Annotated in this window: 29 protein-coding genes and 1 tRNA gene; 6 read left to right on the forward strand and 24 right to left on the reverse strand. The window is 61.7% G+C overall.

The features are described 5' to 3' along the window. Positions 1–20: 20 nt before the first annotated feature. The 3 genes from ACF8R3_RS11980 to dapA are packed head-to-tail and all read right to left on the reverse strand — an operon-like array spanning position 21 to position 2,804. Complete coding sequence (locus ACF8R3_RS11980) at positions 21–779, reverse strand: MBL fold metallo-hydrolase (protein WP_058638489.1); 759 nt, start codon at positions 777–779, stop codon at positions 21–23. Next, positions 780–1,901, reverse strand: coding sequence for an outer membrane protein assembly factor BamC (bamC, locus tag ACF8R3_RS11985; RefSeq protein WP_058638490.1), 1,122 nt, complete (start codon positions 1,899–1,901; stop codon positions 780–782). It lies immediately after the preceding gene. Between the two features lie 15 nt (positions 1,902–1,916). Further along, complete coding sequence (gene dapA, locus ACF8R3_RS11990) at positions 1,917–2,804, reverse strand: 4-hydroxy-tetrahydrodipicolinate synthase (protein ID WP_058638491.1); 888 nt, start codon at positions 2,802–2,804, stop codon at positions 1,917–1,919. Positions 2,805–3,063: 259 nt separating this feature from the next. Between dapA and ACF8R3_RS11995 the strand changes: the two genes are divergently transcribed. Both ACF8R3_RS11995 and ACF8R3_RS12000 read left to right on the forward strand, forming a co-directional pair. Further along, positions 3,064–3,624 carry a glycine cleavage system protein R gene (locus tag ACF8R3_RS11995; RefSeq protein ID WP_023536329.1) on the forward strand — a complete coding sequence of 187 codons (561 nt, stop codon included), beginning with the start codon at positions 3,064–3,066 and terminating at the stop codon, positions 3,622–3,624. A gap of 10 nt (positions 3,625–3,634) precedes the next feature. Beyond that, positions 3,635–4,108 carry a peroxiredoxin gene (locus tag ACF8R3_RS12000; protein WP_058638492.1) on the forward strand — a complete coding sequence of 158 codons (474 nt, stop codon included), beginning with the start codon at positions 3,635–3,637 and terminating at the stop codon, positions 4,106–4,108. Positions 4,109–4,150: 42 nt separating this feature from the next. Here ACF8R3_RS12000 and ACF8R3_RS12005 read toward each other — a convergent pair whose 3' ends face one another. Together ACF8R3_RS12005 and ACF8R3_RS12010 are read right to left on the reverse strand one after the other, a co-directional pair. Continuing rightward, complete coding sequence (locus ACF8R3_RS12005) at positions 4,151–5,221, reverse strand: AI-2E family transporter (protein WP_058638493.1); 1,071 nt, start codon at positions 5,219–5,221, stop codon at positions 4,151–4,153. 18 nt (positions 5,222–5,239) lie between these two features. Next, on the reverse strand, positions 5,240–5,479 hold the full coding sequence (locus tag ACF8R3_RS12010; RefSeq protein WP_058638494.1) for a sulfurtransferase TusA family protein: 240 nt from the start codon (positions 5,477–5,479) through the stop codon (positions 5,240–5,242). A gap of 121 nt (positions 5,480–5,600) precedes the next feature. Between ACF8R3_RS12010 and ACF8R3_RS12015 the strand changes: the two genes are divergently transcribed. Continuing rightward, positions 5,601–7,037, forward strand: coding sequence for a M48 family metalloprotease (locus ACF8R3_RS12015; protein WP_058604302.1), 1,437 nt, complete (start codon positions 5,601–5,603; stop codon positions 7,035–7,037). A gap of 248 nt (positions 7,038–7,285) precedes the next feature. On the opposite strand, the gene nadA is transcribed toward ACF8R3_RS12015, so the two are convergent. Together nadA and ACF8R3_RS12025 are read right to left on the reverse strand one after the other, a co-directional pair. Then, positions 7,286–8,344, reverse strand: coding sequence for a quinolinate synthase NadA (gene nadA / locus ACF8R3_RS12020; protein ID WP_058604303.1), 1,059 nt, complete (start codon positions 8,342–8,344; stop codon positions 7,286–7,288). Between the two features lie 225 nt (positions 8,345–8,569). Next, positions 8,570–10,081 (reverse strand): YdgA family protein, encoded by a 1,512-nt coding sequence (locus tag ACF8R3_RS12025; RefSeq protein WP_392475509.1) that lies wholly within the window; start codon positions 10,079–10,081, stop codon positions 8,570–8,572. Between the two features lie 431 nt (positions 10,082–10,512). Here ACF8R3_RS12025 and ACF8R3_RS12030 point away from each other — a divergent pair, with 431 nt between their 5' ends. Continuing rightward, the gene (locus ACF8R3_RS12030) at positions 10,513–11,868 is read left to right on the forward strand and encodes an APC family permease (RefSeq protein WP_392515659.1); all 1,356 of its coding nucleotides are present in this window, start codon (positions 10,513–10,515) and stop codon (positions 11,866–11,868) included. Positions 11,869–11,880: 12 nt separating this feature from the next. Further along, positions 11,881–12,840, forward strand: coding sequence for a cation diffusion facilitator family transporter (locus tag ACF8R3_RS12035; protein WP_058604307.1), 960 nt, complete (start codon positions 11,881–11,883; stop codon positions 12,838–12,840). Between the two features lie 10 nt (positions 12,841–12,850). On the opposite strand, the gene ACF8R3_RS12040 is transcribed toward ACF8R3_RS12035, so the two are convergent. Beyond that, complete coding sequence (locus tag ACF8R3_RS12040) at positions 12,851–13,636, reverse strand: EAL domain-containing protein (protein ID WP_058638499.1); 786 nt, start codon at positions 13,634–13,636, stop codon at positions 12,851–12,853. A gap of 225 nt (positions 13,637–13,861) precedes the next feature. On the opposite strand from ACF8R3_RS12040, the gene ACF8R3_RS12045 reads away from it, so the two are divergent. Next, a complete protein-coding gene (locus ACF8R3_RS12045) occupies positions 13,862–14,635 on the forward strand; it encodes an alpha/beta fold hydrolase (RefSeq protein WP_232105907.1) in 774 nt (257 codons plus the stop codon). A gap of 66 nt (positions 14,636–14,701) precedes the next feature. Here the strand turns inward: ACF8R3_RS12045 and ACF8R3_RS12050 are convergent, their stop codons facing one another. The 16 genes from ACF8R3_RS12050 to ACF8R3_RS12125 form a co-directional block, all read right to left on the reverse strand. Further along, positions 14,702–15,079, reverse strand: a complete 378-nt coding sequence (locus ACF8R3_RS12050; protein WP_058638501.1) for a hypothetical protein — start codon at positions 15,077–15,079, stop codon at positions 14,702–14,704. A gap of 22 nt (positions 15,080–15,101) precedes the next feature. Continuing rightward, complete coding sequence (locus ACF8R3_RS12055; RefSeq protein ID WP_058638502.1) at positions 15,102–15,665, reverse strand: hypothetical protein; 564 nt, start codon at positions 15,663–15,665, stop codon at positions 15,102–15,104. 331 nt (positions 15,666–15,996) lie between these two features. Then, positions 15,997–16,072: transfer RNA gene (locus ACF8R3_RS12060), tRNA-Lys, on the reverse strand. A 61-nt stretch (positions 16,073–16,133) separates the two neighbouring features. Next, on the reverse strand, positions 16,134–16,808 hold the full coding sequence (gene queC, locus ACF8R3_RS12065) for a 7-cyano-7-deazaguanine synthase QueC (protein WP_145254988.1): 675 nt from the start codon (positions 16,806–16,808) through the stop codon (positions 16,134–16,136). Between the two features lie 15 nt (positions 16,809–16,823). Continuing rightward, positions 16,824–17,471 (reverse strand): 7-carboxy-7-deazaguanine synthase QueE, encoded by a 648-nt coding sequence (gene queE / locus ACF8R3_RS12070; RefSeq protein WP_058638540.1) that lies wholly within the window; start codon positions 17,469–17,471, stop codon positions 16,824–16,826. A gap of 174 nt (positions 17,472–17,645) precedes the next feature. Further along, the gene (gene ybgF, locus ACF8R3_RS12075; RefSeq protein WP_325942795.1) at positions 17,646–18,452 is read right to left on the reverse strand and encodes a tol-pal system protein YbgF; all 807 of its coding nucleotides are present in this window, start codon (positions 18,450–18,452) and stop codon (positions 17,646–17,648) included. A gap of 6 nt (positions 18,453–18,458) precedes the next feature. Then, on the reverse strand, positions 18,459–18,962 hold the full coding sequence (pal, locus tag ACF8R3_RS12080) for a peptidoglycan-associated lipoprotein Pal (protein ID WP_023536326.1): 504 nt from the start codon (positions 18,960–18,962) through the stop codon (positions 18,459–18,461). A 54-nt stretch (positions 18,963–19,016) separates the two neighbouring features. After that, complete coding sequence (gene tolB / locus ACF8R3_RS12085) at positions 19,017–20,288, reverse strand: Tol-Pal system beta propeller repeat protein TolB (protein WP_058604312.1); 1,272 nt, start codon at positions 20,286–20,288, stop codon at positions 19,017–19,019. Between the two features lie 26 nt (positions 20,289–20,314). After that, positions 20,315–21,436, reverse strand: coding sequence for a cell envelope integrity protein TolA (gene tolA / locus ACF8R3_RS12090; RefSeq protein WP_392515660.1), 1,122 nt, complete (start codon positions 21,434–21,436; stop codon positions 20,315–20,317). Next, the gene (gene tolR, locus ACF8R3_RS12095; protein WP_003254760.1) at positions 21,436–21,888 is read right to left on the reverse strand and encodes a protein TolR; all 453 of its coding nucleotides are present in this window, start codon (positions 21,886–21,888) and stop codon (positions 21,436–21,438) included. Before tolR ends, tolA begins: the two co-directional genes overlap by 1 nt. Before the next feature lie 14 nt (positions 21,889–21,902). Next, the gene (tolQ, locus tag ACF8R3_RS12100; RefSeq protein ID WP_023536305.1) at positions 21,903–22,598 is read right to left on the reverse strand and encodes a protein TolQ; all 696 of its coding nucleotides are present in this window, start codon (positions 22,596–22,598) and stop codon (positions 21,903–21,905) included. A gap of 2 nt (positions 22,599–22,600) precedes the next feature. Further along, positions 22,601–23,053, reverse strand: a complete 453-nt coding sequence (gene ybgC, locus ACF8R3_RS12105; RefSeq protein ID WP_058604314.1) for a tol-pal system-associated acyl-CoA thioesterase — start codon at positions 23,051–23,053, stop codon at positions 22,601–22,603. A gap of 124 nt (positions 23,054–23,177) precedes the next feature. Beyond that, complete coding sequence (gene ruvB / locus ACF8R3_RS12110) at positions 23,178–24,224, reverse strand: Holliday junction branch migration DNA helicase RuvB (RefSeq protein ID WP_023536242.1); 1,047 nt, start codon at positions 24,222–24,224, stop codon at positions 23,178–23,180. Continuing rightward, the gene (gene ruvA, locus ACF8R3_RS12115) at positions 24,221–24,838 is read right to left on the reverse strand and encodes a Holliday junction branch migration protein RuvA (RefSeq protein ID WP_058604315.1); all 618 of its coding nucleotides are present in this window, start codon (positions 24,836–24,838) and stop codon (positions 24,221–24,223) included. The genes ruvB and ruvA overlap by 4 nt, the downstream gene beginning before the upstream one ends. A gap of 108 nt (positions 24,839–24,946) precedes the next feature. Then, positions 24,947–25,471: a crossover junction endodeoxyribonuclease RuvC gene (ruvC, locus tag ACF8R3_RS12120; RefSeq protein ID WP_023536229.1), complete on the reverse strand. Its 525-nt coding sequence runs from the start codon at positions 25,469–25,471 to the stop codon at positions 24,947–24,949. 159 nt (positions 25,472–25,630) lie between these two features. Further along, positions 25,631–26,377, reverse strand: coding sequence for a YebC/PmpR family DNA-binding transcriptional regulator (locus tag ACF8R3_RS12125; protein WP_144966268.1), 747 nt, complete (start codon positions 26,375–26,377; stop codon positions 25,631–25,633). Positions 26,378–26,383 lie beyond the last annotated feature (6 nt).

Below are 26,383 nucleotides of genomic sequence, written 5' to 3' on the forward strand. Positions count from 1 at the left end.
CCGCTTGCGTGAGGGGTGGGCTAGGCGATGGCACGCCAGTCGAGCCCGTGTTCCTGATTTGCCACCTCAAGCCAGTCAGGGTCGCACCCAAGGGTGTCGACAAAGCACTGGCGGGCCAGGTGTGGCAGGTTGTTCTTGCTGCTGAGGTGGGCCAGCACCAGATACTGCAGGGTATTCCAGCCCAGCTCATGTACCAGGCTCGCGGCCTGGTGGTTGTTCAAATGCCCGCGCATGCCGCCGACCCGCTGCTTGAGAAAGTAGGGGTAGTGACCACGCGCCAGCATGTCGCGGCAATGATTCGCTTCGATCAACAGCGCATCCAGGTCGCGATAGCCGTTCAGCAGCCGCGCGTCGTACGAGCCCAGGTCCGTCAGCATGCCGAAACGGCGTGTGCCGTCGCTGACCACGTATTGCAACGGTTCATGGGCATCGTGCTCTACGCGCGATGCCGTAACCTCCAGGCTGCCGACGCTCAGGCGCTGGCCGCAAGCCAGGAAACCGGCCACTTCCACCGGCTTTCGCAGCCCGCGCAAAGTGCCCTGACTCAGGTAGACCGGTACATTGTAGCGCCGCGACAGCAGGCCGACCCCATGCACGTGGTCGGCGTGCTCGTGGGTGACCAGCACGGCGCTCAGCTGGGCTGCCGACACACCGAGCAGCGCCAGGCGCCGCTCGGTCTCGCGCAGGGAAAAGCCGCAATCGACCAGGATGTAGGTATCACCACTGGCGATCAGCGTGCCGTTTCCCTGGCTACCGCTTCCAAGTACGGCGAAGCGCACTTAACCCAGGTGGTCCTGAATGGCGCTCAGCACACGGCGAGCGACATCGGCCGGAGCCACGGTGTTGATGTTCTTCTCGACCGTGACCTGCACGTTCTCACCCACTTTGCTCAGGCGTACCTGATAGCGCTCGGCACGGGCTTCGCGCTCTTCCTTGGTGGGCTCGCTGCCGAACACACGGCCGAAGAAGCCAGGCTTGTTCTCTTTGTCCTCGGGTTTTTCGGACAGGTTGATGTAATACAGGCCCAGGCTGCGGTTGATGTCCTCGACCCGCCACTGGCCACCCTGCTCCAGGGCACGGCCCACACTGGACCAGGCGCGATCCAGGTCGGCGCCCACGTTCAGGACCGGGTTGCCGCTGCCGTCTTCGCTCAGGCTGACGCGGTTCGGCACATCGAAATCACGTTCGGCCAGCAGCGACACCGAACCGCCCTTCTCGGCGCTGCGGTTCATGCTGGCGAGCAGCTCGTCGACCAGCAGTGCGTCGGCGCCGGTGTTGGTGGAGCTGGACGGGAAGTCGGGTTCGGCGCTGCTGCCAGCCGGACGCTCGACGGTGACCACGTACACCTCGGAGGTGTTGCGCTGCACGCCGGGCTCCATGCGCACACGCACGCGCACTTCGCTGTCGTTGCTGCTGGCCGTGCTGGCCAGGCGCTGGCCAAGGGAGGCCGAGAGTTCGTCGAAACGCTGCCAGGTGGTGCTGAATTCACCCGTCTGCGGGCGCTCCTCAGCAATACGGAAGCCGTTGTCCTCGAAGAACTGACGCGCCACCGGCCAGACTTCAGCCGGGGCGTGCTGGGCCAGTACCCACCGGCTGCTGCCGCTGCGCTGCAGGCTGTAGTCGTTGGCCTGGCCCGCACCGCCGGTCAGCGGCTGAGGGCGCGGCACTTCGTACTCGCCGCTGACGTTGTCGTCGGCAACATTGCGCGGGATGGGCAGCAGGGGGTCGAGGCGCTTGACGCCGCTGACGTCCGAAGGCAACTGCATGGGCGCGGTCGAGTGCGCCTGCAGGTAATCGCTGCCGCGGTCGCGGAAATAACCATCCTCGCCCCACAGCCAGCCGCACCCACTGGTGCTGGAGATGATCAGGGCAAGGGCAGAAAGGCCAGCCAGTCGCTTCATGCAGGGTACTTCCTCTTAAACCAGTACGCCGGACTGGCGCAGGGCAGTACGGACTTTGTCGTGGCAGCCTTCGCTAAGCCAGGTCAGTGGCAGGCGAATGCCTTTTTTCATCAGGCCCATCTCGACCAGCGCCCATTTGACGGGGATCGGGTTGGACTCGCAGAACAGGTCTTTGTGCAGGGGCATGAGCGTGTCGTTGATTGCGCGGGCCTTCTCGGCATTGCCCTCAAGGGCGGCCTCGCACAGGTCGGCCATTTGCCGCGGGGCGACGTTGGCCGTGACGGAGATGTTGCCCTTGCCGCCCATCAGGATCAGCTCGACGGCGGTTGGATCGTCACCGGACAGCACGATGAAGTCGCTGGCAACGCCCTCGAGGATGGCCTTGGCGCGGGCCATGTCACCGGTGGCTTCCTTGATGCCGATGATGTTGGGCACCGTCGAGAGGCGGATGACGGTTTCGGCCTGCATGTCGCAGGAGGTGCGGCCTGGCACGTTGTACAGGATCTGCGGGATGTCGACCGACTCGGCAACGTGCTTGAAGTGCTGGTACAGGCCTTCCTGGGTCGGCTTGTTGTAGTACGGCACGACCAGCAGGCAGGCATCGGCGCCGGCATTCTTGGCGTTCTGGGTCAGGTGCACGGCTTCGGCAGTGGAGTTGGCACCGGTGCCGGCGATGACCGGGATCGGGCTCTTGCTGCGCTTGACGCGCTCGACCACGTGCTTGATGACCAGGATGTGCTCTTCGACATCCAGCGTGGCGGACTCACCGGTGGTGCCGACGGCGACGATGGCGTGGGTGCCGTTTTCCAGGTGGAAGTCTACAAGTTTGTCGAGGCTGCCCCAGTCAACACGCCCTTGTGCATCCATGGGAGTGACCAGTGCCACCATACTGCCCGCAATCATGTATCTGCTCCTGCCGGAAAAAGAGAGCGGTAATGGTACTGGGGGCATCGGCCTTGCACAAGCGAAGCAGGCGGGCGGAGCATTCCCCTCGGCGCCTTATTTCGCTACCCTTGATGCTTTGATCGGTGCAGCACGGCCCGCCGGGCCGTAGACCCTGCTCCCGGCCAGCGCCCCGGCCCTCGCCTGCGAGTGCCGAGCGCTGCCTACAGGAGGCTTTCGCCCGTCCTGCATCGACCGCTCATCGCTTTAGGAATGCTGCATGTCCACCCCCACTGTCCGCGAACAATTCCTCGTCATCAGCGCCTTGGGGCCCAACCCCATGGAGCTGGCCAATGTACTGAGCCGCGCTGCCTTCGAAAACCGCTGCGCGGTGGTCACCTCGCGCCTGAGCCGCCATGGCGAGACCAGCGCACTGGTTTTGCAGGTCGGCGGCAGCTGGGATGCCCTGGCGCGCCTTGAGGCCATGCTCCCCGGCCTTGGCAAGAAGCACGGCCTGACCCTTGACGTGGTGCGCAGCGCCGACCAGGAAGTACGCCCGCAGGCCCTGCCCTACGTGGCCTATGTCAGCGCCGCCTACCGGCCTGACATCATCAACGAGCTGTGCCAGTTCTTCCTTGACCACCGTGTCGAGCTCGAAGCCATGACCTGCGACACCTACCTGGCACCGCAGACTGGCAGCAGCATGCTCAATGCCCAGTTCACGGTGATCCTGCCGGCCGGCACCCAGATCAGTTGGCTGCGCGACCAGTTCCTGGATTTTGCCGACGCGCTGAACCTCGATGCCCTGATCGAGCCCTGGCGCCCACAAAACCCTGTCTGAGGAGGTTCCCATGGCCGTTGCACTCGACCAACCTGTCCCCGACTTCACCGCCCAGGCCACCAGTGGGCAGACGGTCAGCCTGTCCGCGCTCAAGGGCCGCCAGGTGGTGGTGTATTTCTACCCCAAAGACAGCACGCCAGGCTGCACCACCCAAGGCCAAGGCTTTCGCGATCAACATGGCGCCTTCGAAGCCGCCAATACCGTGGTGCTTGGCGTCTCGCGCGACGGCATGAAGTCCCACGAGAACTTCAAGGCCAAGCAGGGTTTCCCGTTCGAGTTGATCAGCGACAAGGACGAGGCCCTGTGCCAGCTGTTCGATGTGATCAAGCTGAAAAAACTGTACGGCAAGGAATACCTGGGCGTGGATCGCAGCACCTTCCTGATCGATAAGGAGGGCGTGTTGCGCCAAGCGTGGCGGGGGGTGAAAGTGCCTGGCCATGTGGATGCCGTGCTGGCAGCGGCCCAGGCCCTTAACGAGGCCTGATCGGATCAGGCTGCGTCGGTCATCGGCGCAGCCCTATGGCTGTCAGAGCAAGGGCGATACACTGGGCTCCTGACGCGGCCAGGCATCCAGCACGGCCTTGATCAGGGTCGCCAACGGAATGGCGAAGAAGATGCCCCAGAACCCCCACAGCCCACCGAACAGCAAGACCGCGCAGATGATCGCTACCGGGTGCAGGCTGACGGCCTCGGAGAACAGCAGCGGCACCAGCACGTTGCCATCGAGCGCCTGGATGATCGCGTAGACCGTCATCAGGTAGATGAACTGGTCTCCCCATCCCCATTGAAACAACGCGATCAGTGTCACCGGCACGGTAACCACCACCGCCCCTACATAGGGCACGACCACCGACAGCCCAACCAACAGTGCCAGCAACGCGGCGTAGTTCAGGCCCAGGGCGATGAACGCGATGTAGGTGGCGATGCCACAGATCAGAATTTCGATGCCCTTGCCCCGGATGTAGTTGGCGATCTGCCGGTTCATCTCGCTGCCCACACGGTTGAGCAAGGTGCGCTGACGCGGCAGGTAGCCACTGACCCAGCGGCCGATCAGCTCGCGGTCCTTGAGGAAGAAGAACACCAGGATCGGCACCAGTACCAGGTAGATCATGGCGTTGACCAGCAGCGGCAGGCTGGACAGGGAGAACGTCAGGGCCCATTGCCCGAACTTGCCGATCTCGCCACGGACCGACTCGATGGCATGCAGCACCTGCTCGTCCGACACCAGGTGCGGGTAGCGCTCTGGCAGCAGGAGCAGCAGTGACTGCCATTTGCCAAGCATGCCCGGTAGCTCGTTGAACAGGGTGATCAGCTGGTGCCACAGCAGCGGCACCAGCACCAGCATGAACACCGCCAGCGCGCCCATGAACAGGGCAAATACCAGCATGACCGCCAGTCTCGAAGGCACTCGCAGACGCTCCAGGGCGTTGACCAACCCCTGCATGAGAAATGCCAGCACCATGCCGGCCAACACTGGCGCCAGCATCCCGCCCAGCGTGAGCACCGCCGTGAACGCCAGAAACAGCAAGACCGCCAGCACCACCGCTTCTTCATCGGAGAAGTAGCGCTGGACCCAGTCGCGTAGCACTTTGAACATGAACGATCCTTGTAGGACTCAGGCCTTGCGCAGCCAGTAGGTGTAGGTACCGGCCTCGGCCGTTTCGTGCAACAGGCTATGACCGGCCAATTTAGCGAAGGTGCGAAGGTCGCGTTGGGAACCTGCGTCGGTCGCGATGATCTTGAGCACGGCACCACTGGCCAGGCCATTGAGCGCCATCTTGGCCTTGAGCAGCGGTAACGGGCAGTTCAGCCCGCTGGCATCGAGTTCGGCGTCACAGGTCAGGGGGGTGCTCATCAACGGGACTCTCCAGGGCAATGCCGGCCTACGGCCTGATCGGCCGCCTAGGATAGCGCCACTGGTCGCCAACGTGTGAGCCCGCTACAGTAGCAATCTTTGACCGACGCGAGCTTCGTGCATGAATCTACTGCGCCCTACCCTGCTGACGCTGGCCTGCCTGATGGCCCTGCCTGGCCATGCTGACGACTTGCCGTCGCTGGGTGACGCCAGTTCGGCGATCGTTTCGCCACAGCAGGAACATCAGCTTGGCCGCGCCTGGCTGAGCCTGCTGCGCGGCCAGGTCAACCAACTCAACGACCCGCAGCTCAAGGACTACGTGGAGACCAGCGTGTACCGCCTGGCCGAAACCAGCCAGCTGCAGGACCGTCGCCTGGAATTCATCCTGATCGACAGCCGCGAACTCAACGCGTTTGCAGCACCAGGCGGCATCGTGGGTGTCAACGGCGGGTTGTTCCTCAATGCGCAGACCGAAGGCGAGTACGCGTCGGTGCTGGCGCACGAACTGGCGCACTTGTCCCAACGGCACTTTGCCCGAGGTATCGAGGCCCAGCAACGCATGCAGTTGCCGATGATGGCAGCGTTGCTCACCGGTATCGTGCTGGCGGCCGGTGGCGCCGGTGATGCCGGCATCGGCATGATTGCCGGTACCCAGGCTGCGGCGATTCAGGAGCAGCGCAGGTTCTCCCGGCAAAACGAGCAGGAAGCCGACCGCATCGGCATTCAGAACCTGGAAAAGGCCGGCTACGATCCGCGCAACATGCCGACCATGTTCGAACGCCTGGCGCGTCAGTACCGTTATGACGCCAAGCCGCCGGAATTTCTGTTGACGCACCCGGTAACCGAGTCGCGGATCGCCGACACCCGTAACCGGGCAGAGCAGGCGCCAAAAGGCGGTGTGGAAGACAGCCTGCGCTATCAGCTGATCCGCGCCCGGGTAGCGCTGACGTATGAAGGTACGCCGGGGCTTGCGGCCAAGCGTTTTCGCGCCCAGCTCGACGAAGACCCCAAACTCGATGCGGCGCGTTATGGGTTGGCGCTGGCGCAGATCAAGGGCGGTCAGCTCAACGAAGCACGGGAGATGCTCAAGCCGCTGCTGGCCAAGGCGCCCAACGACATTACCTACAACCTGGCGCAGATCGACCTGGATATCACCAACAATCGCCTGGCCGATGCACAGCAGCGGGCCGAGCGCATGCAGGGGCTGTACCCAGGCAATTACCCGCTCAAGCAGGTGCGCGCCGACCTGCTGGTCAAGCAGAACAAGCCGGCCGAGGCGGAGAAGGTGTTGAACGATCTGATCAAGAGCCGCCCGGATGATCCGGACGTCTGGTACGACATGGCCGAGGTGCGCGGGCTGTCGGGCAATACCATCGGCCTGCACCGGGCGCGGGCGGAATACTTCACCTTGGTGGGGGACTTTGATCAGGCCATTCAGCAGCTCGACTATGCCAAGCGCCGCGCCGGGGGGAATTTCCCGCTGGCCTCGCAGATCGACCAACGCCAGCGAGAGGTGCTGGAGCAGCAGCGCATGGTGCGGGAGATGATGGGGCGCTGAGGCGTTTCAGGGTCTGGGGCGGGACCGTTTCCAATGTTGAACAACATGCCTGAGCGGTCTCGCCGGGGCGCCGGACCGGCCGCGCCGGCCTGTGATGCGGGGCTGACATCTGAGGGCTGCTGCGCAGCCCATCGCGGCGCGAGGCCGCTCCCACACGGAGATCCTCTAGCTCACCGATTCGGCGCAATGTAGGAGCGTCATCTGCCTCGGGCATGGCACCAGGACCTGCATTTCAGCCAGCGCTTACCTCACGCGTTCCCGGAAAGCTTCAACCTGGCCGCCTGGGTGAAATCCAGCATCCGGTTCAGCGGCTTGATGGCCTTGGGCACCAGGGCTGGGTCGACGAAGATCTCGTCCCCGCCACTGCGCAGGCAATGCAGCACGCGCTCCAGGGTGTTCATGGCCATCCACGGGCAGTGGGCACAGCTGCGGCAGGCCGCGCCGTTGCCGGCAGTGGGCGCCTCGATGAAGACCTTGTCGGGGCATAGCTGCTGCATCTTGTAGAAGATGCCGCGGTCGGTGGCGACGATAAAGGTCTTGTTAGGCAGCGTCTGGGCAGCCTTGATCAACTGGCTGGTGGAGCCCACCGCATCGGCCAGGTCGATCACCGACTCCGGCGACTCGGGATGGACCAGCACCGCGGCGTCCGGGTACAGGGCCTTCATGTCGGCGAGCTGACGCGACTTGAACTCCTCATGAACGATGCAGGCACCGTCCCACAGCAGCATGTCGGCACCGGTCTGCTTCTGGATGTAGCGACCCAGGTGCTGATCGGGGCCCCAGATGATGGTCTCGCCGTTATCCATCAGGCTTTCGACGATTTCCAGCGCGCAACTGGAAGTGACCACCCAATCGGCCCGTGCCTTCACGGCAGCGGAGGTGTTGGCGTAAACCACCACGGTACGCTCGGGGTGCTGATCGCAGAAGGCAGAGAATTCTTCGATGGGGCAACCCAGATCAAGCGAACAGGTCGCTTCAAGCGTGGGCATCAATACGCGTTTGTGAGGAGTGAGAATTTTGGCGGTTTCACCCATGAAACGCACGCCGGCTACTATCACCGTCTCGGCCGGGTGCTGCTTGCCAAAGCGGGCCATTTCCAGCGAGTCGGACACACAGCCGCCGGTTTCCTCCGCCAGGGCCTGGATCACCGGGTCGCAGTAGTAATGGGCAACCAGCACGGCATTCTGCGCCTTGAGCTCGGCAGCGATGGCCGCACGGTATTCGGCCTGCTGCTCGTCCGTCAGCGGGTTGGGCTGCTTGGCGTCGAGGTGAGCCTGTACCAACAGGCGTTCGGAAATCTGGGTCATGATCGCTGGACCTGCAAGCGCGTGCGCGCATCAAATCGAGTGTATCACCCGGCCCTGGCAGATCGGCTAAGGGCGCCGGACGGCGCAGGCCGCCACGGCCCTCTGCGGGCGCGGATTATTATGGAGGCCGAAGGCTACAGAGAAACCCAAGATTTCTAAAGCGGTTTTTATCCAGCCCTTACCCGCCCTCGTACCAGCGGCTCAAGGGCAGGTAAAGCCGGGCACTCAGCGTTGCGGCGAGAGCATTGCCAGCCGTGTATTGACGAACGCGGCAAAGGCTTCGAGCGTCATTTTCTGGCCATTGAAATCGACCATGCCATCGGCATAGTGCAACGAGCTGATCACCTTATCGCCTTCCACCGTAGCCAGGCCGCTCTGCACGCCCATCAAGCCGACCATCTCTCCTGCCTGGCCAGACTGCGTGGCGATGGCCTGGGCATCGGTCTGACCGTCGAGCAGGGCCTGCAAGGTCGCCAGGTCTCCTAGCATTGGCTTGGACAAGGACAGTTTGCTGGTGACCTGCGTCACCATCTGCTTCAACGCCTGATCTTGTGGCAAGTCGAAGGAAGACGGCGCGTCGAAGTCCATGGCCAGGTTGAAGTGGCTCTCGCCATTGGCGGTCTTGAGGCTCAAATCTTCGAGCGCCACCTTGGGTTTTGCGGCCAGCAGCGTGCGCAAGTCACCTTGGAATTTAGCCTTTTCAGCTTCGGTCATGTTGATCTGTGGCGCCGACTGCCCGGCAGCTGCCGCTGCCTCGAACTCAGGCAAATGCGCCGCATACCAGTTACTCAACGCCTGCAGCGCGGGCGCATGAATGGACTTGAAGCCGACGATCATCTGGACCTTGCCGACCGCTCGCCCATCCCAGGTGATGTCCCCAAGTTTGTATTCGACACGCCCGCCAAAGGTGTCGGGACCTTCGAGGCTTTGCAGGGTACTGAGCTCTCCCCCCTTGATGACCAGCGCCTGCTGCCTGGGCCCGAGGATAATCTTGGTCTCGGCCAGATAAAGGTCAGCGTTGCCCGAGAACAGGTTGTCATGCGCAGTCGCCGCCAGCTTGCCACCCAACTTCAGCCCATTGAGCTCGAAGATGACGGGAGGTTGGTCTTCGCTCACCAGCTTCATCAGAAAGTGATCGGCTTCGCCATGGAAGCGCGAATCCTTGCCGTCGCGATCCCCGCTGACCCCAAGCTCCATGCCCGAGAACGCCAGGCTGGTGCCGTTGGCATCGTCGAGCTTGACCGGCGCCAGGCGAACCTGGCTGTCGACACTGCCGCCGTACCCCATGCTGGTCTGGGCGCTGAACGGCACGCGGTCCCCGGCTGCTGCGTACCAGGGCGCCGTGACATCGTCCTTGTCCAGCGTGGTGTTGCTCAGCGCCAGCACTGGCAAAAGCTTGAAGGTCTTGACGCGGGACCATGGAAACGGGCCGTGCTCGATCTGATCGGTCACGCCCACGTCAAAATTCATGACCTGCTGGCTGCTGGCACGCACATCGCGAGCGACAACACGGTAGTGCGCCGTACTGCTGAACCAGCGCTGGTCCAGCGATACCAACTCGATGCGTACGCTGCCACCTGTGTTCACCAGCGACTTTTGCAGCTGCGCGTTGCTCAGGGCCAAGGCATGGTCCAGCTCACTCGGCAGTCGCTTGCCGGTGTACCAGGCGCCGCCAATGACCACTGCGGCAAAGGCCACCGCTACGCCGGACAGAATTGCTACTGAAGTCTTCTTCATGAATAAAACCGATTGATGTCCATAAAGGCTCGCACATCGCCTGCGCAGCCAGGAAAATGCAGCATATCACCGAAGGCCAGGCAGGTTGGCGGCAGTTCCAGGCAGGAAATCGTGCAACCCGTTGCACAGGCCCACTTCAAAGATGTCAATTTTTACGAACACGCTTATGGCCTTAGCAGTGAAAATAAAGACTACAGAGACGCTCGAGTGCGTTAATTCCTCGATAAAAAGCGGACCCTCGAAACACCTTGTCATGTTTAACTTGACACCCGAGACCCTATCGTTTTTTATTTTGATCACTTGCGTGATCCAGTCACGCCTCTGCTGCTCCTACATAAAGGTGAACAATATGGAGCCCACCCGCTCGCCGCTGCTGCTTGCGCCCTTCGCTGTGCCTGTCTTTCAAGCCCTCGCCTTGGAGCCACGCCAGCATGCAGCCTGAATCCTACGCACCCGAAGCCGGCCAACTGCGCAAGACCTTGCGTCTGTGGCATGTGATCATCATTGGCCTGGCGTACCTGACGCCCATGACCGTGTTCGACACCTTTGGCATCGTGTCAGGCATCACCGCAGGGCACGTACCGAGCGCCTACATCCTGGCCCTTGCCGGGATCCTGTTCACGGCCGTCAGCTATGGCACCCTGGTCAAGCGCTTTCCTCAGTCGGGCTCGGCCTACACATACACCCAGCGTGCCATGAATCCACACGTGGGCTTTCTTGTGGGCTGGTCCTCTTTGCTGGACTACCTGTTGCTGCCCATGGTCAACGCCTTGCTGGCCAAGCTGTACCTGTCTGCCATGTTTCCCGAGGTGGCGCCGTGGGTCTGGGTCGTGGCCTTCGTGTCCCTGATCAGCCTGATCAACATGCGCAGCGTCAATCTGGTTGCGCATTTCAACCTGCTGTTCGTCGGCGTGCAGGTGGCGATCATCGCAGTGTTCATCTACCTGTGCATACGCGGCCTGGACCAGGGCGAAGGGCTGGGCACGGCATGGAGCCTGTTGCCCTTCGCCGACCAGCAGACCCACCTGAGCGCCCTGGCGGCAGGCGCAACCATTCTGTGCTTCTCATTCCTGGGTTTCGATGCGGTCACGTGCCTGTCCGAAGAAACGCGCGACCCGGGCAAAACCATACCGCGGGCCATTTTCCTCACGGCATTGATCGGCGGCGTTGTATTCATCACCGTTTCCTACTTCATCCAGGCTTATTTCCCCACGATGGCACGCTTTCAGGATCAGGAAGCGGCGCTGCCGGAAATCGCCCTGTACGTGGGCGGCAAGCTGTTCCAATCGGTGTTCATCGCGTGCACGGTAATCAACACCATCGCCTCGGGGCTGGCGTCGCAAACCAGCGTGTCGCGCCTGCTGTATGTCATGGGCCGTGACAAGGTCATACCCGCGAGCGTGTTTGCACGGTTGCATTCGCGCTACAAGACACCCGTACTGAACATTGCCGTGGTAGGGGTGATTTCGCTGTCGGCGATCTTCTTCGATCTGGTCACCGCCACCTCCATCATCAACTTCGGTGCATTGGTAGCGTTCAGCTTCGTCAACTTGTCGGTGATTAATCACTGCTACCTGCGAGAGGGCAATCGCCGAGGGCTGGCCAACCAACTTAAGTACCTGGTACTGCCCACCACTGGCTTCTGTATCGTCGTTTCGCTGTGGCTGGACCTGAACATGCACTCGCTGCTGTTCGGCGGGATCTGGGCCACGCTAGGCCTGGTGTACCTAGCCTGGTTGACCAAGGCGTTCCGTGCGGCGCCGCCCAACTGTATCGCCGAGGGATGACGCATACCGACCATGCACAGCTCAACCACAACCGGTTTCTTCGACATCACCACTGAGCAGGGCCTGCTGCGCACCTCGATCGCGGTCACGCTGTTCATCGCCAGCATCGGCATTGCCTTTGGCTTGGCGTCGGGCTCGTTTTCCATCGTGTTCGACGGCGTCTACTCGCTGGTCGATGCCAGCATGAGCGGGCTGTCGCTAATGGTGGTCAGGCTGATCACCTCCCATGCCAGCAGCCTGCAGATGTCGCGCAAACTGCGTGAGCGCTTCACCATGGGCTTCTGGCACCTGGAGCCAATGGTGCTGGCACTCAATGGCATCCTGCTCAGCGGGGTCGCCATCTATGCCCTGATCAACGCCGTGAGCAGCCTGCTGGAGGGTGGCCGTCACTTGGAGTTCGGTATCGCCATGGTCTATGCGGCGCTTACCGTCACCGCCTGCGTGACCATCGCGGTGATCGAGGGCAAGGCCAACCGCAAGCTGCGCTCTGATTTCGTCGCCATGGACGTCAAGGGCTGGGTGATGTCCGCCAGCATCACGGCGGCGCTGCTGATCGCCTTCTGCTTTGGCTATGCCGTGCAGGGTACATCGCTTGAATGGGTATCGCCCTACATCGACCCGGCGGTGCTGGCACTGGTCTGTCTGGTGATCGTGCCGCTGCCGATGTCGGTCGTTCGCCAGGCGTTGGCGGATATCTTTCTCGTCACGCCGGGCGATCTCAAGCAGCATGTGGATGTGGTTGCGCAGGCTTTCGTCGAACGGCATGGCCTGCAGTCCTACCGCGCCTATGTGGCCAAGGTGGGGCGCTCACGGGAGATTGAGCTGTACTTCATCGTGCCGCCGCAAATGGCGGCCAAGACCATCGAGCAGTGGGATGCCTGGCGCAACGAGATCGGCGAGGCCATCGGCGGCGAAGGGCCCAACCGCTGGCTGACGGTGGTGTTTACCGGCGACCCCGAGTGGGCCGAATAGACATCAGCACTCAGCCACGCAGGCGTTCGATCAGCGGCAGCGCTTCGATTTCAGGCCGGGCGAAATAGTAGCCTTGCATCAGCTCGATACCCAGGGCTGCCAACGCCTGGCACTCGGCTTCTGTTTCCACGCCTTCGGCGACCAGCAGAATGTTCAGCCGCTGCGCCACCAGCACGATGCCTGCCACAATCACCTGGCGCACCGGGTCGGCCCCAAGGTTGCGTGTCAGCGCCATGTCCAGCTTCAGCAGGTCCGGTTGAAACTCGGCAAGCAGGTTCAAGCCCGAGTAGCCTGACCCGAAATCGTCAATGGCCGTGGTGAAGCCCTGCCGGTCGTACTCGCGAAAGATGGACTTCAGGTGTTCGGTGTCCTCGACCCGTTCGCCTTCGGTCACTTCGAAGATCAGCCTGTCGGCCGGAAAATCGAACTGCCTGGAGGCCTCGAGTGTTGCACGAATACAGGTGGCGGGACGGTACACGGCGTTGGGCAGGAAGTTGATGCTGAGCTTGCAATCCTGCACCCGATTGAGCCCAAGCTCGGAGGCTTTTTCGATGGCCTTGACCCGGCAGGCCTGGTCGAAGCGATACAGGTTATCGGGTGTGACCTTGGCCAGCACCTGCGCAGCCCCCTCCCCCGCTACACCTCTGACCAGCGCCTCGTAGGCGTACGGTTTACCCGAAGGTTGGTGAACGATAGGTTGGAAGGCCATGGTGATGCCGAAGCCGAGGTCAGCCATCTCACGGCATTGCTTGCAACCCACAGCTTCAAATGGCTGCGCAAAGATCAAATCGGCCATGGTGTCTCCGGCAGCTTGATGAAGAGGAAGTAGCGCTGGAATAACACGATCGTCAGAACGTCAGGACAGCGTTGTTGGCACTTTGACAGCATGGTTGCCCAGAGGTGCGGTGGGCAAGGTAAAGAACAGACAAAAAGGCCTGGCAGCTCGGATTAATTGGGCTTGGGCGGGTAACTCGGTACACTGACGCCCGATACAACAGCTGACGACATGGACAACTTCGACATGACTGTCTTCAACCACCGGGGCGGCGAGTACCTCACCGTCGGTGATGCACGCCTTTATTACGAACAGCTGGGCGCACCTGACGCACCAGTACTGATCCTGCTGCATGGCGGGCTTGGACATATCGAAACCTTCAACGCCATTACTCCGCATTTAGCCCACCGCTGGCGCGTAATCGGCATCGACAGCCGCGGCCAGGGCATGTCCACCTTGGGCAGCGCACCACTCACCTATGAACGCATGCAGCACGACGTAGAGCGGGTGATCGAGCATCTGGCCCTTGAACGCGTCAGCCTGATCGGGCACAGCGATGGCGGAATCGTCGCGTTGCGCATGGCTGCCTCGCAGGCTGTGACGGTCGATAGGCTCGTCACCATCGGGGCTCACTGGGCGCTGGGCGAGAACGACCCTGCGCGGGCCCTGTACGAGGGCATTACCGCCGCGAAATGGCGCGGCCTGTTTGCTGAAGATGTAGCTCGCTATGAGGCGATCAACCCGCAACCGGACTTTGCAAGGTTGCTGGAGGCCGTGCGGGGGATGTGGCTCGATGACAGCGAGCACGGGTATCCCGCAGCCAGCGTGGGTGGCATTACCGCGCCATTGCTGGTGGTGCGTGGCGATCGTGATCGCCTGGTTTCACGCGCCAATGCCCTGGAGCTGGTAGAGCAAGTGCCTGGGGCGCAGCTGTTGAACCTGGCGCTGGCTGATCACTCACCTCATGAAACGCACCCGCAATGGTTACTGCCTGTGGTGGAAGCTTTTTTGAATCAGTGATAACGGGAGGCGAAAGCGGTCATCGCTTAACGCCCCTTTGCCCGGTACCTGCTTCCCACTACCGGGCTACGCCTTGGGCGCCATGTCGATGACCGCACAGCGACCATTGGCCCTGACTTTCTGCACCACGTGCGCCCTGTCGACAAAGACGTTGATTTCGCAACTGCCTGAATGCTCGACATCCTGCCAATACTCGCGGTGTACCAATTGGCCATTTTCAGGGCCGGTGTAGGTGCCCGCAGCCTCCCGGGAGATATACGTGCTGTCGCGCACGTACCTGAGCACAACCATGTCCTGATCAGGTGCCACCATGATGACCCTGGGCACACCGAAATAGTCGATCAGCTCACCGACCGGGCGGCCTTTCCACGCACTGGTTGCCTCAAGTGACGAGCAACCGCTAAGCAGGACAGCGCCCAGGCAAAACACGAGCAGACGGATCATGGCTTCTCTCCTTGGTGGCCAGTTACTTGGCAGGCATCTGTGTGAAGGCGTGGTCGATCTGCCTGATGACCTCGGCCCTGAGCGCTTCGCGGTTCGTTATCTCAAATAGCTGGGGGCCAGCGCGGCTCAACTGCGAAGCTGACATCACACCCAGGTGCTCCATTTTGAGCGCTTGGCGCTCAGCTGGCTTGCAGATGAAATTACGGCTTTGCGCCAACCACGCTTGTTGATCGCCCTGCCATTGATTGGAGAACTTGGCCCTGCGCAAGGTATTGGCCACGCTGCTGAAGTCGAGCGCCCCTGTGACACGGGCCCGCTTGTTCTTGCAATCGACTTCGACGTCGTAGACCGTGAAATCGGGCTTGCCGGGCTGCTGGTCAAACAGGTAGACGCCCACGGATTTGGCGCCGCCGGGGCGCTCGTAGATGTTACTGGGGTCGCCATCTGCAAGGTACACCTTGCTCTTGCCCAGGCTGGCTTGATGATGCACTACCCAGTAATCGCCCTTTTGGGCATTGTCCGCATGGACGGATAAGGCACCCAACAGGAGTGCAAGCGACAGCAGTTGTTTCACTGGGGAGCGCATGACTGGCCATCTCTCTGCCATTACTTAGACGGAACATTTTCCCATCCGCAGTAGTGGGCAAAGGGCTATCTAGTACACCTGGAGTAGGGGTCGCCTGCTGAGACTTCATCGGAGGCCACCTTGCACGTGAAACACTGCCCATGAATGAGGCAGTGTCACTGCAGACAGACTACGGCCCAGTACTTTGACCAGAAACGAAAAAGCCCGCCGATGAGGGCGGGCTTTTCGTACAGATTTCACACAGAAGCGAACTGACTGTTCGATCCATACAATTGCTTTACCTGACGCTGACCCGGTGGTCTAGCTTGAGTATTCGCAACCGCTGCGAAGATGGTGGGTCGTGTAGGATTCGAACCTACGACCAATTGGTTAAAAGCCAACTGCTCTACCAACTGAGCTAACGACCCGTTGGATGGCGCGTATAATACTGATTTCTATAGAGAAATCAACACCCCACAATAAAATTTCTTAAAAATAGCGCGTCGGGTCCGCCACGGCGGCTGCCTTGAAGCCGTCAGCGCGCAAGCGGCAGCTGTCGCACTTGCCACAGGCACGCCCGTCGTCATCAGCCTGGTAGCACGACACAGTCAAGCTATAGTCGACCCCATGCGCCACGCCGGCCTGGACGATCTGGGCTTTGCTCATGTTTTGCAAGGGCGCCTGAATGCGGAACCCCTGCCCTTCGACCCCTGCCTTGGTAGCCAGGTTGGCCATGCGTTCGAAGGCTTCGACGAATTCGGGGCGGCAGTCCGGGTAGCCGGAATAATCCACGGCATTGACACCGATGAAAATGTCACGGGCTTGCAGCACTTCGGCCCAGCCCAGCGCCAGCGACAGAAACACCGTGTTGCGCGCTGGTACGTAGGTCACCGGGATACCCTCCCCTGGCGTTTCCGGCACATCGATGCTGCTGTCGGTCAGGGCCGAGCCACCGATGCCGTCCAGGTTCAGCCCGATCACCTTGTGCTCTACCACGCCCAGGTCCTGGGCGACCCGTGCCGCGGCGTTGAGCTCGGCGCGGTGACGCTGGCCGTAGTCGAAGCTCATGGTATAGCAGGCATAGCCCTGGGCCTTGGCCATGGCCACTACCGTGGCCGAGTCCAGACCACCGGACAGAAGAATTACTGCGCGTTTATCAGTCATGTCTCACTCTCTTGCTCAGCGGCCAGGTTCGTCGTTCCACAACAGCTTGTGCAGCTGAAGCTGGAAACGCACAGGCAAGTTGTCGGCAACGATCCAGTCGGCCAAATCAGTGGCACTCACCTGGTGGTGGCTGGGCGAGAACAATACTTCGCCGGCGCGCTCGGCCAGGTTGTACTGAATCAACTTGGACACCGCCCAGTCGTAGTCTTCGCGGGAGCAGATGACGAACTTGACCTGGTCGTTGCGCGTCAGGTGCTCGATGTTCTCATAGCGGTTGCGGTGCGATTCTTCCGAACCTGGGGTTTTCAGGTCGACGACGCGGCTGACACGGGTGTCGGTGCCGGCGATATCGAGCGCGCCGCTGGTTTCCAGCGAGACTTTGTAACCGGCATCGCACAAGCGCTGCAACAGGGGCAAGGCGTTAGGCTGGGCAAGGGGCTCGCCGCCCGTCACGCAGACATAGCGCGGCTTGAAGCCGGCCACCTGTTCAAGGATCGAATCGAGGCTGCGAAGGGTACCGCCACTGAAGGCATAGGCGCTGTCGCAGTACTGGCAACGCAGGGGGCAACCGGTGAGCCGCACGAAGACCGTGGGCAGCCCAGCCGTTCGTGTTTCACCCTGCAACGAGTAAAAGACTTCGGTGATGCGTAATGTATCTTGCATGATCGCCACGGGCGTGACAGCAAAACAGGCTGCCCGCCTCCGTCAGGCACTGGCACAGACTCGACATAGCGTTATCCGTGACAGCGTGTTTACGAAAAAAGGGCGGTGATTCTAACGAAAAAACCCGCGCCAGGCGCGGGTTTCTTTCGAACAGGGGGCAAGCGCCGCATTACTTCACAGCTTTTGCAGGTCTCGCTGCGCCAGTTGCGCAGCCGATGTGCCCGGGTATTGGGTCACCACCTGCTGAAGAATGCCCTTTACCTTGTCCGTGTGGCCGAGACGACGCTCGACGTCGGCCAGTTTGTACAAGGAGTCTGGCACCTTGCTGTGTTTGGGGTACTTCTGGCTTACCTGGGCGAACGCCTGGCTTGCGCCCTGCAGGTCACCCTTGGCCAGGTTCACTTCGCCCAGCCAATACTGTGCGTTACCGGCATATTGGCTGCTGGGGTACTTGCGCAGGAAGGCGTTGAACGCCTGGCTGGCCTTGTCGAAGTCTTTTTGCTTGATCAGGTCGAAGGCAGCATCGTAGTAGAGCTTCTCCTTGGCCGGATCACCGGGCTCGCTACTGGCGGCCGGTTGTTGGGCAGCAGCACCGGCTGCAGCCCCCGCGGCGGCGCCAGAGGCACCACCGGCGGAAGAATTGTCAGGGGTCGCGGCAGCCGCGGCGCCACTGTTGATGCGACGGTCCAGGTCCTGGTATCGCTCCAGGTTTTCCTGCTTCATGCGAGACACATCGTTTTGCAACTCTTCGATGATGCCTTGCTGGCGGGAAAGCTGATCCTGCATCTGTTGCAGCTGCATGAACAGCTGGCCCTGTGCAGAGGCAGGGGCCGAAGCCCCTGACCCGGCATAGGCGCCGCTCGTGCCATAACCCGCAGGCGGATAGCTGCCTGTGTTGTCATCTACTACAGGGACTGCAGCCCACGCCGAAAGGGGCAGGCTGAGTGCGAGGACGGTTACTGCACGACGGCACTTGCGCATAGGAACTTACTTACGCAGTTCTACGCGACGGTTTTGAGCCCAGGACTGCTCGTCGTTGCCGGTAGCAACTGGACGCTCTTCACCGTAGGAAACCACTTCCAGCTGAGCAGGGGAAACGCCCTGCAGAACCAGGTAGCGCTGAACGGCCTTGGCACGACGCTCACCCAGAGCCATGTTGTACTCGCGGGTGCCGCGCTCGTCGGTGTTGCCTTCCAGGACAACGCGGTTGCCGTTGGCTTTCAGGTCCTTGGCGTGAACGTCCAGAGCGCGCATGGCTTCTGGCTTCAGGTCCGAGCTGTCGTATTCGAAGTAGAAGGTGGTGATTGCGCGCAGAGCGGCTTCTTCGCTCAGGGAACCGTCGACTGCGCCGGTGTTGGCACCGTAGCCAGCGTTCGGGTCAACGGCGCCAGCGCCTTCACCTGCGTTGTCACCGCCCTTGGAGGAGCAACCTACAGCCACAGCCATGGCCAGAGCCAGCGCAGCGAATTTACCAAACTTCAGCATTTCCATCGTGAAACTCCTAATGAAACCCCAGTGTGTTAAGCAAAACGTATTACGCCGCAATCAGTTCAGGTAAGGGGACCAGGACGGTTCTCTGACTTCGCCTTGAGCGGTAGGAAGTGGGAGCCTCACGCGGCCATTAAGCGACACGAGCATCAAGACTCCCCGGCCCTGCTGGCGGGTGGCGTAGATTAGCATGGTGCCGTTGGGCGCAACAGTGGGAGACTCATCAAGACTTGTTTCCGAGAGAATCTTTACACTTCCGCGTTGCAAGTCCTGAGCGGCAACTTTGAAGTTGGTGAAACCCTGTTGGCGGTGAATCATCACCAGGGTCTTTTCATCCGCCGAGAGTTTAGGGTTGGCGTTGTAGTTACCCACGAAGGTTACGCGCTCGGCGCTGCCGCCACTGACCGACTGTTTGTAGATCTGCGGCTTGCCGCCACGGTCGGACGTGAAGTACAGGGTGTTGCCGTCTTTACCCCAGAAGGGCTCGGTATTGATGCCAGGGCCGGCGGTCACGCGGCTGATCTGACGCGAAGCCACGTTCATCACGTAGATGTCCGGGTTGCCATCCTTGGACAGCACGAAGGCCAGGCGCGAACCATCGGGCGACCAGGCAGGTGCGCCATTGAGGCCCTCGAAGTTGGTGACCTGTTCACGGCGACCGGTATCGATGTGCTGGACGAAGATACGCGGGCGCTTCTGCTCGAACGACACATAGGCGATGCGTTTGCCATCGGGCGCAAAGCGCGGCGACAGGATGGGCTCGCGGGACTGCAGCAGGGTCACGGCGCGGGCACCGTCATAGTCCGAACGCTGCAGGGTGTAGCGCGTGTTGTTGGTGGAGAAGCGCTCGGCCGTCACGTACAGCATGCGCGTGGAGAAGGCACCCTTGATACCGGTGAGCTTCTCGAACGACTGGTCGGCGATGTAGTGCGACATGTCGCGCAACTGGTCGGTGCTGCCAGCGACGCTGCCGGTCAGGACCTGCTGCTCGGTGGCGACGTTGAACAGGGCATATTGCACCTGCAAGCGCCCACCGGAGGGCACGATGCTGCCGACCATCACGTACTGGGCACCCAGCGCCTTCCAGTCGCGGAAGATGACTTCACTGGCCTGGGATGGCTGGCTGATCATGTTCTGGCGCGGGATAGGCGAATAGTAGCCGGAGTTGCGCAGGTCGTTGCCGATGATGTCGGCCATGTCTTCAGGCAGCACACTGCCACCCTGAACAGCGAACGGCACCACCGCAATTGGCGTTGCCCGGTCACTGCCACTGGTGACCAGGATGTTCTTTTCCTCTGCTACGGCCATGCCTGCCACGCAGCACAGCATGACCAGCAGTCCTCTCAGACGTTTAATCACAACGCTAGATCCTCAGGTGTAAATGTCATCTTGAACGAGCGATATTGGTTGAAATCGCTCGGCTTCATGCCCTGCATTTCAGTCAGGCGACCGATGTTTTTCACCGCTGCCACCGCCGAGCTGTCGTAGGGGCCGTCACCGCTTGACCGGGCCACACTGACGCTGGTGATGGTGCCATCGGGCAACATGCTGATCTGCAGTACCACCGTCATGCCTTTACGCGCCGATGGCGGGCGAGCCCAGCCTTCTGCCGCGCGCATGCGGATCAAGTCGTCGAAGTCGCCGGCCACCTGGTCACCCTGCTCATCGGCCAGCGCCTGCTGCCGCTCGGTGGTGTCGGACAAGAGCTCGGCCAGGGCCTGTGCCTTCTTGTCTTCAGCCGCCTTGCGAGCCGCTTCCTGTGCCTTTTTCTTCTGAGCATCGGTCGCGGCCTTCTTCTTGGCGTCTTCGGCTGCCTTCTTCTTCGCTTCTTCGGCCGCTGCCGCCTTCTTCTTGGCGTCTTCGGCCGCTTTTTTCTTCGCATCCTCGGCGGCCTTCTTCTTGGCCTCCTCGGCAGCTTGCTTCTTCGCCTCTTCAGCGGCCTGTTTCTTGGCCTCTTCTTCGGCTTTTTTCTTCGCTTCTTCCTCGGCCTTCTTCTTGGCGATGTCAGCCTGCTGTTTCTCGGCCGCTTTCTTTGCCTCATCGGCCTTCTTGGCTTCAGCCGCTTTCTTGGCCTCGGCGGCTTTGGCAGCTTCAGCGGCCTTGGCGGCGTCCTCGGCTTTCTTGGCCTCGGCTGCCTCGCGTGCCTCCTGGGCCTTTTGAGCAGCGTCGGCTTTCTTTTGTTCCGCAGCTTTCACCGCTTCCTGCTCGACCTTCTTCTGCTCAAGCTGCTCGACCTCGGTCTGGCGCGAAGCGGTTTTCTTGGCTTCCCCGGCAATCTTCTGATTGGTCTGAGTGGTGGCCTGGCTCTTGGACTTGAGCTGATACAGCGTAGCCTGAACGATCGGCTTGGACGGCGGCAGTTCGGGCGTCATGGCAAAGCTTACGAACAGCATGCCGAATACCAGCACATGCAGGCCGATGGCCCAGATACTGGGCCAGAAGTAGCTTTCCGAGGCAGAGGGCTCGCGCTGTTGCATCAGGGCGCCTCGGTAATCAGGCCGACGTTACCGACACCGGCTTTCTGCAGCCCGCCCATGGCGCCCATGACCGCGCCGTAGTCCACCGCCTTGTCGCCGCGGATGAATACCTGGGTCTGCTTGCCCTGGTCGCGGCCGGCCGCGATGATCTTGGTGACGGCGTCGGTCATGGCCGGCAGGGTCATGGCCTTGTCCATCTGCTTGTCGGTATCGACTTCGCTGCCAAGGTTCCAGTAGTAGGTCTTGTCGGCCTTGATGGAAATGGTAAGGATCTGGACGTTGTTGTCCTGCGGCAAGGCTTCGCTGGAAACCTTGGGCAGGTCGACCTTCACGCCCTGGTTGAGCATGGGCGCCGTCACCATGAAGATGACCAGCAGCACCAGCATCACGTCGATGTAGGGCACCACGTTCATCTCGGCGACGGGCTTGCGTTTGTGGCGAACTCGGGCCATGGGCTTCTACCTGATTACTCTTCGCTGGTGTGCACTTTGCGGTGCAGGATCGCCTGGAATTCGTCGGCGAAGGTGTAGTAACGGCCGATCAGCGTCTCGCTGCGGGCCGCGAAGCGGTTGTACGCAATCACCGCCGGGATGGCCGCGAACAGGCCAATGGCCGTGGCGATTAACGCCTCGGCGATGCCCGGTGCAACGGTGGCGAGCGTGGCTTGCTGGGCGCTGGCCAGGCCGCGGAAGGAGTTCATGATGCCCCATACGGTACCGAACAGGCCGATATAGGGGCTGGTCGAACCCACGGTCGCCAGGAACGGCAAACTTTGCTCGAGCTTTTCTTCTTCGCGGGAAATGGCAACGCGCATGGCACGGCCAACCCCTTCCATCACGGCATCCGGGTCAACGCCGGGTTGCTGGCGCAGGCGGGAAAATTCCTTGAAGCCTGCACGGAAGACCTGCTCCACACCCGAGTCCGGGTCCGGGTTGCTACCGGCCTGGCGGTACAGCTTGGACAGGTCGATACCCGACCAGAAGCGCTCCTCGAAAGCATCGAGCGCACGACGACCGGCGCGCAGCATGGTGCTGCGCTGGAAAATCATGATCCACGAGGTGACCGAGGCGGCCACCAGGGTCAGCATCACCAGCTGCACCACGACGCTGGCGTTACTGACCAGACTCCACATGGAGGTATGGTCGACGACGTTAGCTTCCACGCTTATTCTCCTGCATTCGATTGATTACCCGAGCCGTCTGCCGCAAAGGCGTCGCGCAGCTGGGGAGGTATGGCTCGGGGTTTGAAAGTGTCGGCGCGCACAGCGGCTATCAGGAACCGCCCTTCGCAGAGCAGCGTGTCGTCCCTTTCCCGCCACACTTGCTGCACGAAGTGCAAGCTGGCGCGATTGAGTTCAAGTACGTGCGCGGTCACCCGCAATTCATCGTCCAGCCGCGCCGGCGCGTGGTAGCGCGCTTCGCTGGAATGGACCACGAACAGCAGGTTGTCGTCAGCCAGTTGCGACTGGGAAAAGCCCAGGTGCCGCAAGCGTTCGGTGCGCGCGCGCTCCATGAATTTCAGGTAGTTGACGTAATACACCACGCCACCGGCATCGGTATCTTCGTAATAGACGCGACAACGGTGTGTGAACGGTTCCAGGCCTTTTTGCGCGCGCATACTCTAGTGCTTACTCCTCGGCTTGCCAATCCGCTCTGGCAACTGTTTTTCAACATTCATGTCCAGGTGCCAACGCCCCCGCTGCATGCCAGCGGTAGGACCACGAAAAGCGTGTTTCGATCTGTCATTCATCACCCGGCTCGGAAAAATCCGCGCCCTCCCCCAACCGCCCGGGAACATTCAGGCCGAAGTGCAGGTAGGCGTGCCGAGTCACCACACGGCCACGGGGGGTGCGCATGATGTAGCCCTGCTGGATGAGATAGGGCTCGAGCACGTCCTCGATGGTGTGACGCTCTTCGCTGATGGCGGCGGCAAGGTTGTCGACACCGACCGGGCCACCGTCGAACTTCTCGATCATGGTCAGCAGCAGGCGCCTGTCGGAATGGTCGAAGCCGCGCTCATCGACGTCCAGCAGGTTGAGCGCCATGTCGGCCACGGCCTTGGTGATCTGGCCTTTGCCGCGCACCTCGGCGTAGTCGCGTACCCGCCGCAGCAAGCGGTTGGCAATGCGCGGCGTGCCACGGGCGCGGCGTGCGATCTCGTAGGCACCGAGGTCCTCGATGACCAGGCCCAGGATGTTGGCCGAACGGCTGACGATGGTGGCCAGGTCCTTGTCGCTGTAGAACTCCAGCCGCTGCACGATACCGAAACGATCGCGCAGCGGGTTGGTGAGCATGCCGGCGCGCGTCGTGGCCCCGACCAGTGTGAAAGGTGGCAGGTCGAGCTTGATCGAGCGGGCCGCCGGGCCTTCGCCGATCATGATGTCGAGCTGGAAGTCTTCCATGGCTGGGTAGAGCACTTCTTCGACGACCGGCGACAGCCGGTGGATCTCATCGATGAAGAGCACGTCATGAGGCTCAAGGTTGGTCAGCATGGCGGCCAAGTCGCCAGGGCGCTCGAGGATCGGCCCCGAGGTGCTTTTGACCGACACACCCATTTCGTGGGCGATGATGTTGGCCAGGGTGGTCTTGCCCAGGCCTGGCGGGCCGAAGATCAGGGTGTGGTCGAGCGACTCGCTGCGCCCACGCGCCGCCTGGATGAACAACGCCATCTGCTCGCGCACCACGGGCTGGCCGATGTACTCCTCCAGCCGCAATGGCCGGATGGCGCGATCCTGGACTTCTTCGCGGTCGCGGCCACTGGCAGCGATCAGGCGGTCGGCTTCGATCACTTGGTAATCATCCCCTTGAGGCTGCGACGAATCAGCTCTTCACTGGAAAGCCCCGACTTGTCCTTGATCGCGCCGATGGCCTTGCTCGCTTCCTGAGGCTTGTAGCCCAGGGACACCAGGGCGCTGACCGCATCCGCCTCGGCGCTGGACTCGCTGGCGGCCGGCAGTGGGCCATCGGACACCAGCGTGAACATGGCCGGTGACGTTTCCCAGGCCTTGAAGCGGTCCTTGAGCTCGACCAGCAGGCGCTCTGCTGTTTTTTTGCCTACGCCGGGTACGCGTACCAACACCGAGGCGTCCTGGGCCTGGACGCAGCGCACCAGCTCATCGATCTCGAGCCCGGACATCAGTGCCAGGGCCAGCTTGGGGCCTACACCGTTGAGCCGAATGAGTTCGCGGAACAATTCGCGCTCGCGCTTTTCGGCAAAGCCATAGAGCAGGTGGGCGTCTTCGCGCACCACAAGGTGTGTGTGCACCGTCACCGGCTCGCCCACCTTGGGCAGGCGATAGAGCGTCGTCATGGGGACTTCCAGTTCGTAGCCCACGCCATTGACGTCGATGATGAGGTGCGGCGGCTGCTTTTCCGCCAGGGTGCCGCGCAAACGTCCGATCACGTTTCTATCCTTTTCACGGGTAGCTGCTCGATGGCCGCTCAACCCTATCAGCAAATACGGCAGGCGGACGCTCCACCTGCACAAAATGTGTATCAGCGCATGAAGCGCTTACAGACGCAAGCGCCCACCGCGCCGACGCGCCGTCGACAGCCCATGGGGCACCAGACTCGAACGGGTGTGGGCATGGCACAAGGCGATGGCCAGCGCGTCGGAAGCATCGATCTGGGGCTTCTGGGTCAGCTTGAGCAGATGCATGACCATCATCATCACCTGGTCCTTGTTCGCCCCGCCGGTACCGGCCACCGCCTGCTTGACCTGAGTGGCGCTGTACTCGGCGATTTCCAAGCCTGCTTCAGCCGCGGCGACGATGGCCGCGCCTCGGGCTTGTCCCAGTTTGAGGGCGGAATCGGCGTTGCGGGCCATGAACACCCGCTCGATGCCCATGGTCACCGGGCCGTGCTGGCCGATGACTTCGCTGACCCCCCGAAACACGATCTGCAAGCGCTCGTGCAGTTCACCACTGCCTGTGCGGATGCAGCCTGAGGCCACGTACTCGCAACCACGTGCGGTCTGGCGGACGACGCCATAACCTGTGATGCGCGAGCCGGGGTCGATACCTAGAATCAGAGTCATAGCGCCTGTCGTTGAAGTGAAGCGGTGTGCAAACAGTACAGGCCCTTTCGCAGGCCAACCCCCTGGCCAGGTCGCATGTGTCGCCACCTGTGCCACGGGTGCCCTGCGAAAGGGCCTGTACGACGCCCGGAAGCGTCAGTATGGCGCGCCGGAAAGCCTTCAGCCGAGGTTTTCCATGATCTCGTCGGAAATCTGCGCATTGGAGTAGACGTTCTGTACGTCGTCCAGGTCTTCGAGCATGTCGATCAGCTTGAGTACCTTCTCGGCGCCCTCCTGATCGAGTTCGGCGCTGGTGGTCGGCTGCATCACGATTTCGGCGTCGGCCGCCTTGAAACCGGCCTCTTCCAAGGCATTGCGCACGGCGTAGAAGCTGTTGAACGAGGTGAACACGTCAAACGAGCCGTCCTCGTGGGCCACCACGTCGTCGGCATCGGCCTCCATCGCCGCCTCCATCAAGGCATCCTCCTCCAGGCCCGGTGCAAAACTGATCTGCCCCTTGCGCTCGAACAGGTAGGCGACCGAGCCATCGGTGCCCAGGTTGCCCCCGCACTTGGCAAAGGCATGGCGCACGGCTGCAGCTGTGCGGTTGCGGTTATCGGTCATGGCCTCGACCATGATCGCTACACCGCCCGGCCCGTAACCTTCATAGGTGAGCTCTTCGACGTTGTCGCTTTCGTTCGTGCCGGCGCCACGGGCCACTGCGCGATCGATGATATCGCGGCTCATGTTGGCGCCCAGGGCCTTGTCCAGCGCCAGGCGCAGGCGCGGGTTGGAGGCAGGGTCCGGGCCGCCTTGCTTGGCAGCGACTGTCAGCTCGCGGATCCACTTGGTGAATACCTTGCCCCTCTTGGCATCCTGGCGCTCTTTGCGGTGCTTGATGTTCGCCCACTTGGAATGACCCGCCATAACGAC

It is taken from the genome of Pseudomonas sp. FYR_7 (assembly GCF_043106155.1).
GTDB lineage: Bacteria > Pseudomonadota > Gammaproteobacteria > Pseudomonadales > Pseudomonadaceae > Aquipseudomonas > Aquipseudomonas parafulva_B.

Coding starts and splice junctions, on each gene's coding strand:
- bamC (WP_058638490.1), bottom strand. CDS start 1,901: ATGAAGCGACTGGCTGGCCTTTCTGCCCTTGCCCTGATCATCTCCAGC.
- dapA (WP_058638491.1), bottom strand. CDS start 2,804: ATGATTGCGGGCAGTATGGTGGCACTGGTCACTCCCATGGATGCACAA.
- ACF8R3_RS11995 (WP_023536329.1), top strand. CDS start 3,064: ATGTCCACCCCCACTGTCCGCGAACAATTCCTCGTCATCAGCGCCTTG.
- ACF8R3_RS12000 (WP_058638492.1), top strand. CDS start 3,635: ATGGCCGTTGCACTCGACCAACCTGTCCCCGACTTCACCGCCCAGGCC.
- ACF8R3_RS12005 (WP_058638493.1), bottom strand. CDS start 5,221: ATGTTCAAAGTGCTACGCGACTGGGTCCAGCGCTACTTCTCCGATGAA.
- ACF8R3_RS12010 (WP_058638494.1), bottom strand. CDS start 5,479: ATGAGCACCCCCCTGACCTGTGACGCCGAACTCGATGCCAGCGGGCTG.
- ACF8R3_RS12015 (WP_058604302.1), top strand. CDS start 5,601: ATGAATCTACTGCGCCCTACCCTGCTGACGCTGGCCTGCCTGATGGCC.
- nadA (WP_058604303.1), bottom strand. CDS start 8,344: ATGACCCAGATTTCCGAACGCCTGTTGGTACAGGCTCACCTCGACGCC.
- ACF8R3_RS12025 (WP_392475509.1), bottom strand. CDS start 10,081: ATGAAGAAGACTTCAGTAGCAATTCTGTCCGGCGTAGCGGTGGCCTTT.
- ACF8R3_RS12030 (WP_392515659.1), top strand. CDS start 10,513: ATGCAGCCTGAATCCTACGCACCCGAAGCCGGCCAACTGCGCAAGACC.
- ACF8R3_RS12035 (WP_058604307.1), top strand. CDS start 11,881: ATGCACAGCTCAACCACAACCGGTTTCTTCGACATCACCACTGAGCAG.
- ACF8R3_RS12040 (WP_058638499.1), bottom strand. CDS start 13,636: ATGGCCGATTTGATCTTTGCGCAGCCATTTGAAGCTGTGGGTTGCAAG.
- ACF8R3_RS12045 (WP_232105907.1), top strand. CDS start 13,862: ATGACTGTCTTCAACCACCGGGGCGGCGAGTACCTCACCGTCGGTGAT.
- ACF8R3_RS12050 (WP_058638501.1), bottom strand. CDS start 15,079: ATGATCCGTCTGCTCGTGTTTTGCCTGGGCGCTGTCCTGCTTAGCGGT.
- ACF8R3_RS12055 (WP_058638502.1), bottom strand. CDS start 15,665: ATGCGCTCCCCAGTGAAACAACTGCTGTCGCTTGCACTCCTGTTGGGT.
- queC (WP_145254988.1), bottom strand. CDS start 16,808: ATGACTGATAAACGCGCAGTAATTCTTCTGTCCGGTGGTCTGGACTCG.
- queE (WP_058638540.1), bottom strand. CDS start 17,471: ATGCAAGATACATTACGCATCACCGAAGTCTTTTACTCGTTGCAGGGT.
- ybgF (WP_325942795.1), bottom strand. CDS start 18,452: ATGCGCAAGTGCCGTCGTGCAGTAACCGTCCTCGCACTCAGCCTGCCC.
- pal (WP_023536326.1), bottom strand. CDS start 18,962: ATGGAAATGCTGAAGTTTGGTAAATTCGCTGCGCTGGCTCTGGCCATG.
- tolB (WP_058604312.1), bottom strand. CDS start 20,288: ATGCTGTGCTGCGTGGCAGGCATGGCCGTAGCAGAGGAAAAGAACATC.
- tolA (WP_392515660.1), bottom strand. CDS start 21,436: ATGCAACAGCGCGAGCCCTCTGCCTCGGAAAGCTACTTCTGGCCCAGT.
- tolR (WP_003254760.1), bottom strand. CDS start 21,888: ATGGCCCGAGTTCGCCACAAACGCAAGCCCGTCGCCGAGATGAACGTG.
- ybgC (WP_058604314.1), bottom strand. CDS start 23,053: ATGCGCGCGCAAAAAGGCCTGGAACCGTTCACACACCGTTGTCGCGTC.
- ruvC (WP_023536229.1), bottom strand. CDS start 25,471: ATGACTCTGATTCTAGGTATCGACCCCGGCTCGCGCATCACAGGTTAT.
- ACF8R3_RS12125 (WP_144966268.1), bottom strand. CDS start 26,377: ATGGCGGGTCATTCCAAGTGGGCGAACATCAAGCACCGCAAAGAGCGC.